This window comes from Lysobacter enzymogenes, from assembly GCF_023617245.1.
Classification (GTDB): Bacteria; Pseudomonadota; Gammaproteobacteria; order Xanthomonadales; family Xanthomonadaceae; genus Lysobacter; species Lysobacter yananisis.
This window is the reverse complement of record NZ_CP067396.1, coordinates 3,518,016-3,534,041: the sequence shown is the minus strand read 5'-3', so window position 1 is coordinate 3,534,041 and position 16,026 is coordinate 3,518,016. Positions and strand designations below refer to the sequence as shown.

General features: G+C 67.5%; 11 protein-coding genes and 1 tRNA gene. All 12 read left to right on the top strand.

Going from position 1 to position 16,026, the window contains the following annotated elements; all coding sequences use genetic code 11:
• Window position 1: 1 nt before the first annotated feature.
• Window positions 2-2,152 carry an NADH-quinone oxidoreductase subunit L gene (gene nuoL / locus JHW41_RS14485; RefSeq protein ID WP_250442847.1) on the top strand — a complete coding sequence of 717 codons (2,151 nt, stop codon included), beginning with the start codon at window positions 2-4 and terminating at the stop codon, window positions 2,150-2,152.
• Window positions 2,153-2,170: 18 nt separating this feature from the next.
• Window positions 2,171-3,688, top strand: a complete 1,518-nt coding sequence (locus JHW41_RS14480) for an NADH-quinone oxidoreductase subunit M (RefSeq protein WP_101943679.1) — start codon at window positions 2,171-2,173, stop codon at window positions 3,686-3,688.
• 153 nt (window positions 3,689-3,841) lie between these two features.
• Entirely contained in the window at window positions 3,842-5,287 is a 1,446-nt protein-coding gene (gene nuoN, locus JHW41_RS14475) for an NADH-quinone oxidoreductase subunit NuoN (protein WP_250442844.1), read from the top strand.
• A 55-nt stretch (window positions 5,288-5,342) separates the two neighbouring features.
• Window positions 5,343-5,576 carry a DUF6053 domain-containing protein gene (locus JHW41_RS27075; protein WP_428995372.1) on the top strand — a complete coding sequence of 78 codons (234 nt, stop codon included), beginning with the start codon at window positions 5,343-5,345 and terminating at the stop codon, window positions 5,574-5,576.
• 161 nt (window positions 5,577-5,737) lie between these two features.
• A tRNA-Met gene (locus tag JHW41_RS14470) sits at window positions 5,738-5,814 on the top strand.
• Between the two features lie 276 nt (window positions 5,815-6,090).
• Window positions 6,091-6,714, top strand: coding sequence for a ribosome maturation factor RimP (gene rimP, locus JHW41_RS14465; RefSeq protein WP_250442841.1), 624 nt, complete (start codon window positions 6,091-6,093; stop codon window positions 6,712-6,714).
• Window positions 6,715-6,777: 63 nt separating this feature from the next.
• The gene (gene nusA, locus JHW41_RS14460) at window positions 6,778-8,265 is read left to right on the top strand and encodes a transcription termination factor NusA (protein ID WP_057947338.1); all 1,488 of its coding nucleotides are present in this window, start codon (window positions 6,778-6,780) and stop codon (window positions 8,263-8,265) included.
• A 212-nt stretch (window positions 8,266-8,477) separates the two neighbouring features.
• A complete protein-coding gene (gene infB / locus JHW41_RS14455) occupies window positions 8,478-11,153 on the top strand; it encodes a translation initiation factor IF-2 (RefSeq protein WP_057947339.1) in 2,676 nt (891 codons plus the stop codon).
• A gap of 123 nt (window positions 11,154-11,276) precedes the next feature.
• Complete coding sequence (rbfA, locus tag JHW41_RS14450) at window positions 11,277-11,687, top strand: 30S ribosome-binding factor RbfA (RefSeq protein WP_250442839.1); 411 nt, start codon at window positions 11,277-11,279, stop codon at window positions 11,685-11,687.
• A gap of 288 nt (window positions 11,688-11,975) precedes the next feature.
• Window positions 11,976-12,899, top strand: coding sequence for a tRNA pseudouridine(55) synthase TruB (gene truB / locus JHW41_RS14445; RefSeq protein WP_250442836.1), 924 nt, complete (start codon window positions 11,976-11,978; stop codon window positions 12,897-12,899).
• 286 nt (window positions 12,900-13,185) lie between these two features.
• A complete protein-coding gene (rpsO, locus tag JHW41_RS14440) occupies window positions 13,186-13,446 on the top strand; it encodes a 30S ribosomal protein S15 (protein WP_057947342.1) in 261 nt (86 codons plus the stop codon).
• Window positions 13,447-13,705: 259 nt separating this feature from the next.
• Window positions 13,706-15,814 (top strand): polyribonucleotide nucleotidyltransferase, encoded by a 2,109-nt coding sequence (gene pnp / locus JHW41_RS14435; protein WP_057947343.1) that lies wholly within the window; start codon window positions 13,706-13,708, stop codon window positions 15,812-15,814.
• Window positions 15,815-16,026 lie beyond the last annotated feature (212 nt).

The window sequence follows — 16,026 nt, the reverse complement described above, 5'->3', positions numbered from 1 at the left end:
CATGGAACCCGCAATCTCCAAGTCCATCCTGCTCGCCATCGTGCTCGCGCCGTTGCTCGGCGCGATCCTGGCCGGCCTGTTCGGGCGCAAGATCGGCCGCGCCGGCTCGCACACCGTCACCATCCTCGGCGTCGCGGCGAGCTGCGCGATGTCGGTGTACGTGCTGTGGCAGCTGGTCGGCCACGGCGCCGCGCCGTTCAACGAGAACGTCTACACCTGGTTCCAGATCGGCGGCTATGAGGCCCACGTCGGCTTCATGATCGACAAGCTGACCGCGATGATGATGGTGGTCGTCACCTTCGTCTCGCTGCTGGTGCACATCTACACCATCGGCTACATGGCCGAGGACGACGGCTACCAGCGCTTCTTCAGCTACATCTCGCTGTTCACCTTCTCGATGCTCATGCTGGTCATGAGCAACAACTTCCTGCAGCTGTTCTTCGGCTGGGAAGCGGTGGGTCTGGTGTCGTACCTGCTGATCGGCTTCTGGTTCAAGAAGCCGACCGCGGTGTTCGCCAACATGAAGGCGTTCCTGGTCAACCGCGTCGGCGATTTCGGCTTCCTGCTCGGCATCTGCGCGGTGCTGTGGGCGACCGGCTCGCTCGACTACGGCACCGTGTTCGCCCACGCCCCGACCCTGGCCGAGCGCACCATCCAGGTCTGGGGCGGCGCCGATCCGATCGTGTGGTCGCTGCCGACGGTGATCTGCATCTGCCTGTTCATCGGCGCCATGGGCAAGTCGGCGCAGGTGCCGCTGCACGTGTGGCTGCCGGACTCGATGGAAGGCCCGACCCCGATCTCGGCGCTGATCCACGCCGCGACGATGGTGACCGCCGGCATCTTCATGGTCGCGCGCATGTCGCCGCTGTTCGAGCTGTCGCAGACCGCGCTGAACTTCGTGCTGTTCATCGGCGCCACCACCGCGTTCTGGACCGGCCTGATCGGCATCGTGCAGAACGACATCAAGCGCGTGGTCGCGTACTCGACCCTGTCGCAGCTGGGCTACATGACCGTCGCGCTCGGCGTGTCGGCGTACTCGGCGGCGGTGTACCACCTGATGACCCACGCCTTCTTCAAGGCGCTGCTGTTCCTGGCGGCCGGCTCGGTCATCATCGGCATGCACCACGAGCAGGACATGCGCAAGATGGGCGGCCTGCGCAAGTACATGCCGATCACCTACTGGACCAGCCTGCTCGGCACCTTGGCCCTGGTCGGCACGCCGTTCTTCGCCGGTTTCTATTCGAAGGACACCATCATCGAGGCGGCCGCGCACGTCGCTCACGGCGAGCATGCGACCTGGGTGTCGCAGTACGCCTACTGGGCGGTGCTGCTCGGCGCGTTCGTGACCTCGTTCTACAGCTTCCGACTGCTGTACCTGACCTTCCACGGCAAGGAGCGCTTCCGCGACGCGCACGCCGACCACGGTCACGGCCACGACGACCACGCGCACGGCCACGACGATCATGCGGCGCATGCCCACGACGATCACGGCAAGAAGCACGACGACCACGCCCACGACGATCATGGCCACCACGGCCCGCACGAGCCGCACGAATCGCCGTGGGTGGTGACCGTGCCGCTGATGCTGTTGGCGATCCCGTCGGTGCTGATCGGCTTCTTCACCGCCGGCCCGATGCTGTTCGGCACCGACTGGTCCGGCCACGTCAAGCAGCTGCCGTACTTCCTCGGCGCGATCGACCTGCTGCCCGAGCGCGACACCGTCGCCGAGATGGCCAAGGAAGCCTGGCACGGCCCGGTCGCCTTCGCCCTGCACGGCTTCATGGCGCCTGCGTTCTGGCTGGCCTTCGGCGGCTTCGCCCTGGCCACGGTCATGTACCTGTGGAAGCCGGAACTGCCGGCCAAGGCGGCCAAGCTGTTCGCGCTGCCGATCCGGATCCTGGAAAACAAGTACGGCATGGACAACCTGTGGATCGGCGGTTTCGCCGGCGGCGGCGTCAAGCTCGGCAAGGCTTCGCGCACGGTGGACACCAAGCTGATCGACGGCGCGGTGGTCAACGGCAGCGCCGGCGTGGTCGGCTTCGTCGCCAACCTCGCCCGCCACGTCCAATCCGGCTACCTCTACCACTACGCCTTCGCGATGATTGTCGGCCTGATCGTTCTGCTCGCCGTCGTCATCAAGTTCTGGCACTAATCGACAAGGACACCGAACGTGATCCCCGTGCCCTTGCTTAGCCTCCTGATCTGGCTGCCCATCTTCGGCGGCTTCGCCACCCTGGCTTTCGGCAACCAACGCGCCAACGCGGCGCGCTGGTTCGCCCTGGTCGTGGCCATCGTCACGCTCGGCCTGAGCCTGCTGATGTTCACCCACGGCGACTTCACCAGCGCGAACATGCAGCTGGTCGAGCAGAAAGCCTGGATTCCGGCCTTCGACATCCGCTACCACCTCGGCGTGGACGGCATCTCGGTGGCGCTGATCGCGCTGACGACGCTGACCTCGATGCTGGTGCTGATCAGCGCCTGGACCTCGATCGACAAGCGCGTCAGCCAGTACTACGCCGCGTTCCTGATCCTCGAAGGCCTGATGGTCGGCGTGTTCTCCGCTCTCGACGCGATGCTGTTCTACGTGTTCTTCGAGGGCATGCTGATCCCGATGTTCATCATCATCGGCGTGTGGGGCGGCCCGCGCCGCGTCTACGCCTCGGTGAAGTTCTTCCTGTACACCTTCCTCGGCTCGGTGTTCATGCTGGTCGGGCTGATCTACCTGTACCTGAAGGGCGGCAGCTGGCAGATCGCCGACATGTACGGCCTGCAGCTCAGCGCGACCGAGCAGATGTGGATCTTCTTCGGCTTCCTGATCGCCTTCGCGGTCAAGGTGCCGATGTTCCCGGTCCACACCTGGTTGCCGGACGCGCACGTGGAAGCGCCGACCGCCGGTTCGGTGATCCTGGCCGCGATCATGCTGAAGATCGGCGGCTACGGCTTCCTGCGCTTCGTCCTGCCGATCGTGCCCGACGCCGGCCACGAGTGGGCCTGGCTGGTGATCGCGCTGAGCCTGGTCGCGGTGGTCTACGTCGGCCTGGTCGCGCTGGTCCAGGAGGACATGAAGAAGCTGATCGCGTACTCGTCGGTCTCGCACATGGGCTTCGTCACCCTGGGCACCTTCATCGCCTTCGGCCTGGTCCACAGCGGCGAGGCCCACGGCGCCGACGCCGCGCGCCTGGGCCTGCAGGGCGCGATGGTGCAGATGATCAGCCACGGCTTCGTGTCCGGCGCGATGTTCACCTGCGTCGGCGTGCTGTACGACCGCATGCACAGCCGCATGATCAAGGACTACGGCGGCGTCGCCAACGTGATGCCCTGGTTCGCCGCGTTCGTGGTGCTGTTCGCGATGGCCAACTCGGGCCTGCCGGGCACCTCGGGTTTCGTCGGCGAGTTCATGGTGATCCTGGCTTCGTTCCAGAAGCATCCGCTGATCGGCTTCGCCGCCGCGACCACCTTGATCATCGGCGCGGGCTACACCCTGTGGCTGGTCAAGCGGGTGATCTGGGGCGACGTCGGCAACGCCCACGTCGCCGAGATGGAAGACCTCAACCCGCGCGAAGCGCTGGTGCTGGGCGTGTTCGCGGTGGGCGTGCTGGTCCTGGGCGTGTGGCCCAAGCCGCTGACCGACCTGATGGAGCCGGCGATCGCCAATCTGGCCAGCCAGATCGTCGCCAGCAAGCTGTAAACCGCGCGGGCCCGGCCCGCGCAGAAGTGAGTGGAAGCGAGAAGCGAGCAGCGAGAGAAAAGCGCGAGCGCCCGCCGCTCACTTCTCACTCCTCTCCGCTCGCTCCTAGAGCAAGGCTCGAAGCCGAGCCGGATCCGCCATGAGATGCACTAAATGAACATGCCCGTACGCTCTCTCGCCGACATCATGCCCCTGCTGCCCGAACTGGTGGTCGTCGTCGGCGCGTTCGCGCTGCTGATGCTCGACCTGTTCGTCGAGGAGCGGAACCGCATCGTTTCCCACGTCTTCTCGATCCTGGTGGTCGCCGCGGCGACGGCGATGATCGCCTTCGACGTGGGCGGGCAGGGCACCGTGCTCAGCGGCATGTTCGTGCGCGACACCGCTGCCGACGTGCTCAAGCTCGGCATCGGCGTGGTCGGCATCCTGTCGCTGATCTACACCTGGCCCTACCTGCGCGCGCGCGGGTTGTACAAGGGCGAGGTCGGGGTGCTGATGCTGTTCGCGATCGCCGGCATGATGTTCCTGGTCTCCGCCGGCAGCCTGACCATGGTCTACGTCGGCCTGGAAATGCTGGCGCTGTGCTCGTACGCGCTGGTCGCGGTCGACCGCGACAGCCCGCTGGCCTCGGAAGCGGCGATCAAGTACTTCGTGCTCGGCGCGCTGGCTTCGGGCCTGCTGCTGTACGGCCTGTCGCTGATCTACGGCGCCACCGGCAGCCTGATGCTCGACCAGATCGCGGTGGCCGCCTCGGTCGGTCCCAAGTCGATGATGCTGATCACCGGCGTGGTGTTCGTGGTCGCCGGCATCGCCTTCAAGTTCGGCGCCGCGCCGTTCCACATGTGGCTGCCGGACGTCTACCAGGGCGCGCCGACCCCGATCACGCTGTTCATCGGCGCCGCGCCCAAGCTGGCCGCGTTCGGCATGACCTACCGCCTGCTGGAAGTCGGCGCGCACGGCCTGGACCACCACTGGCGCCTGCTGCTGGCCGGCCTGGCGGTGCTGTCGCTGGCGATCGGCAACCTCAGCGCGCTGCTGCAGACCAATCTCAAGCGTCTGCTCGCGTACTCGACGGTCTCGCACGTCGGCTTCCTGTTCATCGGCATGGCCGGCGGCGGCGCGCAGGGCTTCGCCGCGGCGATGTTCTACGCGATCAGCTACGCGATCATGACCTCGGCCGCGTTCGCCGCGATCATCGTCATGTCCAGCCGCGGCTTCGAGGCCGACCGGATCGACGACTACAAGGGCCTCAACGCGCGCAACCCGTGGCTGGCCGGCATGATCCTGTGCGTGATGGCCTCGCTGGCCGGCCTGCCGCCGTTCCTGGGCTTCTGGGCCAAGCTGGCGGTGCTCAAGGCCGCGCTGCAGGGCGACATGCTGTGGCTGGCCATCGTCGGCGTCGTGTTCGCGGTGATCGGCGCGTTCTACTACCTGCGCGTGATCAAGGCGATGTACTTCGACGAACCCGAAGGCAAGCTGCCGCCGCCGAACGAAGACCGCCCGCTGCGCGTGGTGTTCGGGGTCAACGCGCTGGCGCTGCTGGCGCTGGGCATCGCCTGGAACCCGATCATGGAGTGGTGCCAGCGCGCGTTCGCGGCCTGAGCCGGCGCGACACCCGCTGCGAGGAAGGGCCGCCGTCGGGCGGCCCTTCGTTTTTGTGGGGCCTGGCCTGACGGTTGTGGGAGGGCCTTCAGGCCCGACGCTCTCCGCTCAGGTCCCGGCGACCAGGCACAAGAGCATCGGGCCTGAAGGCCCTCCCGCAACAGGAGGCCCTGCGGCTGAATCGGCATTCATCGAAAGCGACGGCGGAGCAGGGGTTCCAGCCGCCCGCGGACCATGCTCAATCGGTCCTGAGAAAAATAATCGGCTCGAAACTGTCCTGGGGGCTTGAATTATTTCGAACACAGCCTAAGATTGCCGGCCTGCGAACGCGATACGGATTTCGCGAAACACCGGGGAACACCGGCGCGTTCGAAGCGGTAAGCGGCAATCATGAAAATCTGATTGCAGGCTTGCAGAAAGTTAAGCCGACCGTTACACTTGTCGGCCTGATGCGGGGTGGAGCAGTCTGGCAGCTCGTCGGGCTCATAACCCGAAGGTCGTAGGTTCAAATCCTACCCCCGCTACCACTTTTGGCTGTTACGGCCGCGCTGTTCGCAGCGGCCGTTTCGATCGAAAGTCGGGCTTTGTATCGACGCTCTGCTCGCGCCGATACGCCGAAATCCAGTTGTACGGACAAGGGGCCCGATGGGCCCTTTGTCGTTTTCGGCTTTCCGCAATTCGGCTTTCCTGCGAGTGCGGCGACGGCGTCGGAATACCGGATGCCGCCGTTGCGGACGATCGCGGAAGCAGTGCACCCAGATGATTGGTTTTCGCCGGTCGCCACCCTTCAGGAGTTCAGGCGCGTGACGGACAAGGCAACGCAAATCGCGCAACTGCTGGCGCCCACGGTGGCGTCGCTGGGCGTGGAACTGCTCGGCATCGAATACCTGCCCGCGCCGGGCAGCGCCACGCTGCGCGTGTACATCGACGTGCCGGCCGCCGAGCTCGACGCGACCGCCGAAGGCGAGCAGCCGCGCTCGGTCGGCATCGAGGACTGCGAGGCGGTCAGCCGCGAGATCTCGGCCCAGCTCGACGTCGAGGATCCGATCAGCGGCAACTACACCCTCGAGGTGTCCTCGCCGGGCATCGACCGTCCGCTGTTCGCGCTCGACCACTACCGCCGCTTCGCCGGCGAGACCGCCAAGGTCGGGCTGAAGCTGCCGCACGAAGGCCGTCGCCGCCTGCAGGGCGAGATCGTCGGCGTGGAAGGCGAGCAGGTGGTGTTCGCGATCGACGGCGCGCGCTTCGCGGTGCCGTTCTCGAACATCGACAAGGCGCGGATCGTGCCGGACTGGGCGGCGCTGGGCTTCGCCCCGGAGAAGCCCGGCAAGGCCGCGCCCGGCAAGCTCGCGCCCGGCAAGGTCGCGCCTGGCAAGAGCCGGCCCGCCAAGGACAAGCCTTCGAAGCCGGACGCTTCGAAGAAGTAAGCATCGAACCCAATTACCAACCCGAGAGCCGGCGGCCCACGCCGATCCGTGCGGAGTGAACAGATGAGCAAGGAACTGTTGCTGGTGGTGGACGCGGTCGCCAACGAAAAGGGCGTACCGCGCGAAGTGATCTTCGAGGCCATCGAGGCCGCGCTGGCCTCGGCCGCGAAGAAGCGCTACCACGACGAGGACGTGCTGGTGCGCGTGTCCATCGACCAGAAGGACGGCAGCTACGAGACCTTCCGGCGCATGGAGGTCGTGGCCGACGACGTGGTCATGGAGTCGCCGGACCGCCAGATCCGCCTGATGGACGCGGTCGACGAAGTCGAGGGCGTGGAAGTCGGCGACTACATCGAAGAACAGATCGAGAATCCCGAGTTCGGCCGCATCGCCGCGCAGGCCGCCAAGCAGGTGATCGTGCAGCGCGTGCGCGAGGCCGAGCGCGCCCAGGTCGTGGACGCGTGGAAGGACCGCGTCGGCGAGCTGGTCACCGGCATCGTCAAGCGCGTGGAGCGCGGCAACATCTACGTGGACCTGGGCGGCAACTCCGAGGCGATCATCCCCAAGGACAAGGGCATCCCGCGCGACGTGCTGCGCGCCGGCGACCGCGTCCGCGGCTACCTGTTCGACGTGCGCACCGAGCCGCGCGGCCCGCAGCTGTTCATCAGCCGCGCCGCGCCGGAATTCATGATGGAGCTGTTCAAGCTGGAAGTGCCGGAAGTCGGCCAGGGCCTGGTCTCGATCAAGGCCTGCGCGCGCGATCCGGGCGACCGCGCCAAGATCGCGGTGCTGGCGCACGACAACCGCACCGATCCGATCGGCGCCTGCATCGGCATGCGCGGTTCGCGCGTGCAGGCGGTGTCGAACGAACTCAACGGCGAGCGCGTGGACATCGTGCTGTGGTCGGACAACCCGGCCCAGTTCGTCATCAACGCGATGGCGCCGGCGGAAGTGCAGTCGATCATCGTCGACGAAGAGAAGCACTCGATGGACCTGGCCGTGGCCGAAGAGCGACTGGCCCAGGCGATCGGCAAGGGCGGCCAGAACGTGCGCCTGGCCAGCCGCCTGTCGGGCTGGCAGCTCAACGTCATGACCCAGGACCAGGTCACCGCCAAGTCCGAGGCCGAGCAGAACGCGGCGCGCCAGCTGTTCCAGGACAAGCTGGAAGTGGACGAGGAGATCGCCGGCATCCTGGTGTCCGAGGGCTTCAGCACGGTCGAGGAAATCGCCTACGTGCCGGTCGGCGAGCTGCTGGCGGTGGAGGGCTTCGACGAGGACATCGTCGAGGAACTGCGCGCCCGCGCCCGCGATGCGCTGCTCAACGAGGCGCTGGCGGCCGAGGAAGAGCTCGACGAGCACCAGCCCGCGGCCGACCTGCTGGAACTGGCCGGCATGGACGAGGCGCTGGCGTTCACCCTGGCTTCGCGCGGCGTGGTCAGCCGCGACGACCTGGCCGATCTGGCCACCGACGAGTTGACCGATATCGAAGGCGTGGACGAGGAACGTGCCGCCGCCCTGATCATGGAAGCGCGCAAGCACTGGTTCGAATGAGGTGAGGAAAGCCGCAAGAGGTCCACGGGACGTCTTGCGGCAAGCCGGCCACGGTCCCGACGGGCCCGGCCGGATTCGCAGGATCGGGCGCGGGCCCGGTCCGCGAGCAGGCCGCGAAGGCCTGCGCGGGCCGGACCTTGGGCGCGCGCGGAGCTAGAATGGCGCCATCACGCGTGGGATGCGTCCCGCGCCAAGAGGACACGGAAAACCGAATGTCGCAGCAAACCACCATCCGCAAGCTGGCCGAACTGGTGAACACGCCGGTCGAGAAGTTGCTGGAACAGCTGGCCGAGGCCGGCATGAAGTTCAGCGGCCCCGACCAGGTCGTGACCAGCATCGAGAAAGTCAAGCTGCTCGGCTTCCTCAAGCGTTCCCACGGCAAGGCCGACAAGCCCGCCGACGGCGACGAGGCGGCGAAGAAGATCACCCTCAACCGCAGCCGCAAGCAGGAAATCACCGTCGGCGGCGGCAAGAACCGCACCACGGTCGACGTGGTGGTGCGCAAGAAGGTGACCTTGGTCAAGCCGAACGAAGGCGCCGGCGGCGTCGGCGAGGACGAGGAGCGCGCCGAGATCCTGCGCAAGCTGGAGGAATCCAAGCAGCGCAACCTCGCCGAGCAGCAGCGCCTGGCCGCCGACGACAAGCGTCGCGCCGACGCCGTCGACGCCGCGCGTCGCGCGGTCGAGGACGCCGCGCGCGCCAAGGCCGAGGAAGAGGCCGCCGCGCTGCGCGCCAACGAGCCCGCGCCGGCCCCGGCCGCTTCGGAGCCGGCCAAGGCCGCCGCTCCGGGCGCGGCCGCCGCCGACCCGGCGCGCAAGCCGCCGGCGACGCATGGCCACGGCCATCCCAAGCCCGCCCGGCCCGAACCCGCGCGTCCCGCCGACGACCGCAACGCCGCGGCCGCCCGCCACAAGACCCGCGGCTCGCACGCGATGGTCGCCGGCGTGGAAGACGACGATTCGGCCAACCGTTTCGCCGGCCAGCTGCACCTGTCGCCGTCCGACCGCGCCCGCCGCAGCAACAGCAACACCCGCGGCAAGGGCGGCCGGATGCAGCAGAACCGTCGCCAGAACGAGCAGTCGCGCTCCGGTGGCGGCCAGCACGGCTTCTCGCGGCCGACCGCGCCGATCGTGCGCGAAGTCGCCATCGGCGAGACCATCACCGTCGCCGATCTCGCCCAGAAGCTCGCGCTCAAGGGCGGCGACGTGGTCAAGGCGATGTTCAAGATGGGCGTCATGGCGACCATCAACCAGAGCATCGACCACGACACCGCCGCGCTGGTGACCGAAGAGCTCGGCCACATCGTGGTCAAGGCCCTGGGCAACGACGCCGAGGACGCGCTGCTGGCCCACGCCGAAGAGGCACAGGGCGACAAGGCGCCGCGTCCGCCGGTGGTCACCATCATGGGCCACGTCGACCACGGCAAGACCTCACTGCTGGACTACATCCGCCGCACCAAGGTCGCCTCCGGCGAAGCCGGCGGCATCACCCAGCACATCGGCGCGTACCACGTGGAAACGCCGAAGGGCGTCATCAGCTTCCTCGATACTCCGGGCCACGCCGCGTTCACCTCGATGCGCGCGCGCGGCGCCAAGCTGACCGACATCGTGGTGCTGGTCGTGGCCGCCGACGACGGCGTCATGCCGCAGACCAAGGAAGCCGTGCAGCACGCCAAGGCCGCCGGCGTTCCGCTGATCGTGGCGATCAACAAGATCGACAAGTCCGACGCCGATCCGCTGCGGGTCAAGAACGAACTGCTGGGCGAGGATGTGGTCGCCGAGGATTTCGGCGGCGACACCCAGATGGTCGAACTCTCGGCCAAGACCGGCGCGGGCGTGGACAATCTGCTCGACGCGATCTCGTTGCAGGCCGAAGTGCTCGAACTCAAGGCCGCTCCGGTCGGCCGCGCCACCGGCACGGTGATCGAATCCGCGCTCGACAAGGGCCGCGGCCCGGTCGCCACGGTGCTGGTCCAGCAGGGCCAGCTCAAGAAGGGCGACTACCTCGTGTGCGGCGTGCATTACGGCCGCGTGCGCGCCTTGTTCGACGAAACCGGCAAGCAGGTCGAACAGGCCGGCCCGTCGATTCCGGTGCAGGTGCTCGGCCTGTCGGGCGTGCCCGACGCCGGCGATGACTTCGTCGTGGTCGAGGACGAACGCCTGGCCAAGGACGTGGCGCAGCAGCGCGACGCCAAGCGCCGCGAATCGCGCCTGGTCGCCGCCGCCGGCAACCGCATGGAAGACATCATGGCCCAGATGGGTAAGGGCGAGGGCCAGCTGAGCCTCAACCTCGTCGTCAAGGCCGACGTGCAGGGTTCGGTGGAAGCGTTGCGCCAGGCTCTGGTCGCGCTGTCCAACGAGCAGATCCGCATCAACGTGATCAGCTCCGGCGTGGGCGGCATCACCGAATCCGACGCCAACGCCGCGGCCACCGCCAAGGCGACCGTGATCGGCTTCAACGTCCGCGCCGACGCCTCCGCGCGCCGCATCATCGAGGCCAACGGCGTCGACCTGCGCTACTTCTCGATCATCTATGACGTGATCGACCAGGTGAAGCAGGTCGCCTCGGGCATCCTCGGCATGGAGATCCGCGAGGAGATCATCGGCACCGCCGAGGTCCGCGACGTGTTCCGCAGCTCCAAGTTCGGCGCGGTCGCCGGCTGCATGGTGATCGAGGGCGTGGTCAAGCGCTCCAAGCCGATCCGCGTGCTGCGCGACAACGCGGTGGTCTTCGAAGGCGAGCTCGAATCGCTGCGCCGCTTCAAGGAAAACGTCGACGAAGTGCGCAACGGCACCGAATGCGGCATCGGCGTGAAGGCGTACAACGACGTCAAGCCGGGCGACCAGATCGAGTGCTTCGAGCGCATCGAGGTCCAGCGCACGCTTTGAGGCATAGGAGTGAGCGGAGAGAAGTGAGGAGTGAGCGAAAGCCACTCGACCGACTCTCCGCTCACTGCATCGCCGTTGTCGCTCTGACTCACTCCTCACTCCTCTACGCTCACTTCTCGCTTCATGCCCAGCAAATCGTTCCACCGCACCGATCGCGTTTCCGCCCAGCTCCGCCGCGAGTTGGGCACGCTGGTGCGCGAAGCCGTGCGCGAGCACGGCCTGCCGTCGGTCAGCGTGTCCGACGTCGAGATCTCCCGCGACCTGGCCCATGCCAAGGTCTTCGTCACCGCGTTGCAGCCCGAGCGTTCGGCCGAGGCGGTCAAGGCGCTCAAGGAACTGTCGCGCGAACTGCGCTTCCAGCTCGGCCGGGCGATGAAGCTGCGGCACGTGCCGGAGCTGCATTTCCACTACGACGATTCGGTCGACCGCGGCGAGCGCATCGAGCATCTGCTGCGCGAAGCGCCGGCAGTCACCGAAGACGCCGACGGCGAGGCGCCGCAAGACGGCGAAGACCGCTCCAGGGACGCCGACTGAGTTTCGCGGTCCCGCGCTCGGCCACGGCCGCGCGGGTTGTCCGCCGCGGTCCTGCCCGCAACGGCAGGCGGCCGAACCCGACCGCCGCGCCGGATCCCCCCAGGACCGCGCCCGATCCGCGCCCCTGCACACCCCGCTCGAAACGCCGCCGGTCGGCTTCGTCCGCCGACGCGCGCCCGCACGACGTTTCACGCGTCCGTTCCGGCGCACTATGCGAGCATCCCGCGACGTTGACCCGCGCGCCGGCATCCGGCCGCCACTCTGGGGCGAAGGTCCTGCTTGAACACGATGCGTAAACGTCAATGGCGCAACGTCGACGGCCTGCTGCTGCTCGACAAGCCGCAGGGCCTGAGCTCGAACCAGGCCTTGCAGCAGGCGCGCCACCTGTTCCGCGCCGAGAAGGGCGGCCATACCGGCAGCCTCGACCCGCTCGCCACCGGCCTGTTGCCGCTGTGCTTCGGCGAGGCGACCAAGATCGCCGGGCTGCTGCTGGGCGCGCGCAAGGCCTACACCGCCACCGCCGTGCTCGGCCTGACCACCGACAGCGACGACGCCGACGGCGCGCCGCTGCGCGAGCGGCCGGTGCTGGAATTCGACCCGGCCGAAATCGAGGCCGCGCTGGCGCCGCTGCGCGGGACCATCCTGCAGCGCGCGCCGATCTATTCCGCGCTCAAGCAGGGCGGCGAACCGCTGTACGCCAAGGCCCGCCGCGGCGAGGCGATCGAAGCGCCCGAGCGCGAAGTCAGCGTGCACTCGCTGACCCTGACCGGGCGCGACGGCCCGCGCCTGGAACTGCACATCGAATGCGGCTCGGGCACCTATGTGCGCAGCCTGGTCCGCGACCTCGGCGAGGCGCTGGGCTGCGGCGCCCACGTGGCGACGCTGCGGCGCTCGTGGGTCGAGCCGTTCCTGGCCCCGGCCATGGTGACCCTGGTGCAGCTGCGCGAGCTGGCCGAGCGCGGCGACGAACGCGTCCTCGACGCCCTGTTGCTGCCGATCGAGGCCGGCCTGAGCGGATTCGAGCAGGTCGCCCTGGACGCCGTCGCCGCCCAGCGCCTCGGCCACGGCCAGGCGGTGGCCTGCGCCGAGGGCGAGCCCGGTTTGGTCGCGATCTATGGCGAGACAGGCCGCTGTCTGGGCCTTGGCCTGCGTCAGGCCGGCGGGCGCCTGCAGCCGCAGCGGCTGTTCCGCTGGGCCGCGCAGGGCGGTTGAGTCCGGCGCCCGCCGCAGCCGACTGAACAGGCGGCGGGGCAACGCCGTGAAAGCCGGCCCGGCCGCGCCCGCCGATCGTCGCGAACGCCTCGATTCATACCGGCCAAAGGTCGCAATCGTCGCAACGGGCTGTTACAATCTCGCCGCTTTTCAAGCACTTCCAACCGGAAACGGCTTGAACTGCGATCCCCAACCATAGCAAGCGGCGGGCCAGGCGGTGCGTCGGAGCGGTGATGACCGTGCCGATTCGCTTCTGCGGGCCGCGCATCTAGATAGAGAAGACACCATGTCGATCGACACACAGAAAGTCATTGAAGACAACAAGCGCGGCGCCAACGACACCGGTTCGCCGGAAGTCCAGGTCGCCCTGCTGACCGCGCGCATCGAGCAGCTGACCGGCCACTTCAAGGCCCACAAGCAGGATCACCACAGCCGTCGCGGCCTGCTGATGATGGTCAACCGCCGTCGCAGCCTGCTCGACTACCTCAAGCGCAAAGACAACGAGCGCTACAAGGCCCTGATCGAGAAGCTCGGCCTGCGCCGCTAATCGGACACCCAACCGCGGCGCAGCGATGCGCCGCGGTTTGTTTTGGCGGAGACGAAAACTCCGTAGGGCGATGCAGGACGCATCGCCGCCAGCGACGAAACGCGAGCGCGATCGTCGAACTGGACCGGCCCTCGGGCCACGTGCGACGCGGCGCGGAGCGCGCGCGGAACACAACCATCCTCAGGTCGCTTGCGCCGGCGGCCGACCGGAGCGGGGCAAGGGCCTCGACCGGAACGCATAGATACCGAAGGAACCCACCGTGGCAAAAATTACCAAGACCTTCCAGTACGGCAACCATCAGGTGACCCTGGAGACCGGCGAGATCGCCCGTCAGGCCGGCGGCGCCGTCATCGTCAAGATGGACGACACCGTGCTGCTGGTGACCGCCGTCGCCGCCAAGAGCGCGCGCGAGGGGCAGGATTTCTTCCCGCTCACCGTCGATTACCAGGAGAAGTTCTACGCCGGCGGCCGCATCCCGGGCGGCTTCTTCAAGCGCGAAGGCCGCGCGACGGAGAAGGAAACCCTGATCTCGCGCCTGATCGACCGTCCGATCCGCCCGCTGTTCCCGGAAGACTACCGTAACGAAGTGCAGATCATCGCCACGGTGATGTCGCTGAATCCGGAAGTCGACGGCGACATCCCGGCGCTGATCGGCGCCTCGGCCGCGATGGCGCTGGCCGGCACCCCGTTCCAGGGCCCGATCGGCGCGGCCAAGGTCGGTTACAAGAACGGCCAGTACCTGCTCAACCCGACCGCCGCCGAGCTGGCCGACTCCGACCTGGAACTGGTCGTGGCCGGCACCTCCAACGCGGTGCTGATGGTCGAATCCGAAGCCAACATGCTGTCCGAAGAGGTCATGCTCGGCGCGGTGATGTTCGGCCATCGCGAGATGCAGAAGGTCATCAACGTCATCAACGAGCTGGTCGTCGAAGCCGGCACCAAGCCGTCGAGCTGGGAAGCTCCGGCCAAGAACGAAGCGCTGATCGGCGCGCTCAAGGAAGCGGTGGGCGACCAGCTCGCCGGCGCCTTCCAGGTGCGCGACAAGCTGCAGCGCCGCGACGCCATCGGTGCGATCAAGAAGGACGTGCTGCTGTCGCTGGCCGGCCGCGCCGAATCCGAGGGCTGGTCCTCGGGCGAACTGTCGAAGGAATTCGGCGAGCTCGAATACCAGACCATGCGCAGCTCGGTGCTCGACACCAAGATCCGCATCGACGGCCGCGCGCTCGACACCGTGCGCCCGATCTCCTCGAAGGTCGGCGTGCTGCCGCGCACCCACGGCTCCTCGCTGTTCACCCGCGGCGAGACCCAGGCCATCGTGGTCGCCACCCTCGGCACCGCGCGCGACGGCCAGATCATCGACGCCGTCTCGGGCGAGTACAAGGAACACTTCCTGTTCCACTACAACTTCCCGCCCTTCTCGGTCGGCGAGTGCGGCCGCATGATGGGCCCGAAGCGCCGCGAAATCGGCCACGGCCGCCTCGCCAAGCGCGGCGTGCTCGCGGTGATGCCGAGCATGGAAGCGTTCCCGTACACCATCCGCGTGGTCTCGGAAATCACCGAGTCGAACGGTTCGTCCTCGATGGCTTCGGTCTGCGGCAGCTCGCTGGCGCTGATGGACGCCGGCGTGCCGATCAAGGCGCCGGTCGCCGGCATCGCGATGGGCCTGGTCAAGGAAGGCGACAACTTCGTCGTCCTGTCCGACATCCTGGGCGATGAAGACCACCTCGGCGACATGGACTTCAAGGTCGCCGGCACGTCGGAAGGCATCTCGGCGCTGCAGATGGACATCAAGATCCAGGGCATCACCGAAGAGATCATGAAGGTCGCGCTGGAGCAGGCCAAGGCCGGCCGCCTGCACATCCTCGGCGAGATGGCCCACGCCATCACCGAGTCGCGCTCGGAGCTGTCCGAGTACGCGCCGCGCCTGCTGACGATGAAGATCCACCCGGACAAGATCCGCGAAGTGATCGGCAAGGGCGGCTCGACCATCCAGGCGATCACCAAGGAAACCGGCACCCAGATCGACATCCAGGACGACGGCACCATCGTCATCGCCTCGGTCAACGCCGCCGCCGCGCAGGCCGCCAAGTCGCGCATCGACCAGATCGTCTCCGACGTCGAGCCGGGCCGCATCTACGAGGGCAAGGTCGCCAAGATCATGGACTTCGGCGCGTTCGTGACCATCCTGCCGGGCAAGGACGGCCTGGTGCACGTGTCGCAGATCTCCAGCGAGCGCGTCGAGAAGGTCTCCGACAAGCTCAAGGAAGGCGACGTGGTCAAGGTCAAGGTGCTGGAAGTCGACAAGCAGGGCCGCATCCGCCTGTCGATCAAGGCCGTGGAAGAAGGCGAGGGCGTCTCGGCCGAATAATCGCCGGGCGACTTCGCGGTAAACGAAGAAGCGGGCTTCGGCCCGCTTTTTCTTTGTCCGGAAACAGTCGCGGCGTGTCGGTAAAACGCAGTTTTTCGCGCCGGACATGCTCAGGGTTGCAGGGGCATCCGTACGCGGCAGCCGCGTGTCCTGGTTCGGCGCGCAGCGGAGATGAGTCCCAGCGATGCAGGTCGCGCCGTGGAGCGAGGGAC

Bases quoted from the DNA above. Each gene is read 5' to 3' on its own strand.
- nuoL (WP_250442847.1), top strand. From the start codon at position 2: ATGGAACCCGCAATCTCCAAGTCCATCCTGCTCGCCATCGTGCTCGCG.
- nuoN (WP_250442844.1), top strand. From the start codon at position 3,842: ATGAACATGCCCGTACGCTCTCTCGCCGACATCATGCCCCTGCTGCCC.
- nusA (WP_057947338.1), top strand. From the start codon at position 6,778: ATGAGCAAGGAACTGTTGCTGGTGGTGGACGCGGTCGCCAACGAAAAG.
- infB (WP_057947339.1), top strand. From the start codon at position 8,478: ATGTCGCAGCAAACCACCATCCGCAAGCTGGCCGAACTGGTGAACACG.
- rbfA (WP_250442839.1), top strand. From the start codon at position 11,277: ATGCCCAGCAAATCGTTCCACCGCACCGATCGCGTTTCCGCCCAGCTC.
- truB (WP_250442836.1), top strand. From the start codon at position 11,976: ATGCGTAAACGTCAATGGCGCAACGTCGACGGCCTGCTGCTGCTCGAC.
- rpsO (WP_057947342.1), top strand. From the start codon at position 13,186: ATGTCGATCGACACACAGAAAGTCATTGAAGACAACAAGCGCGGCGCC.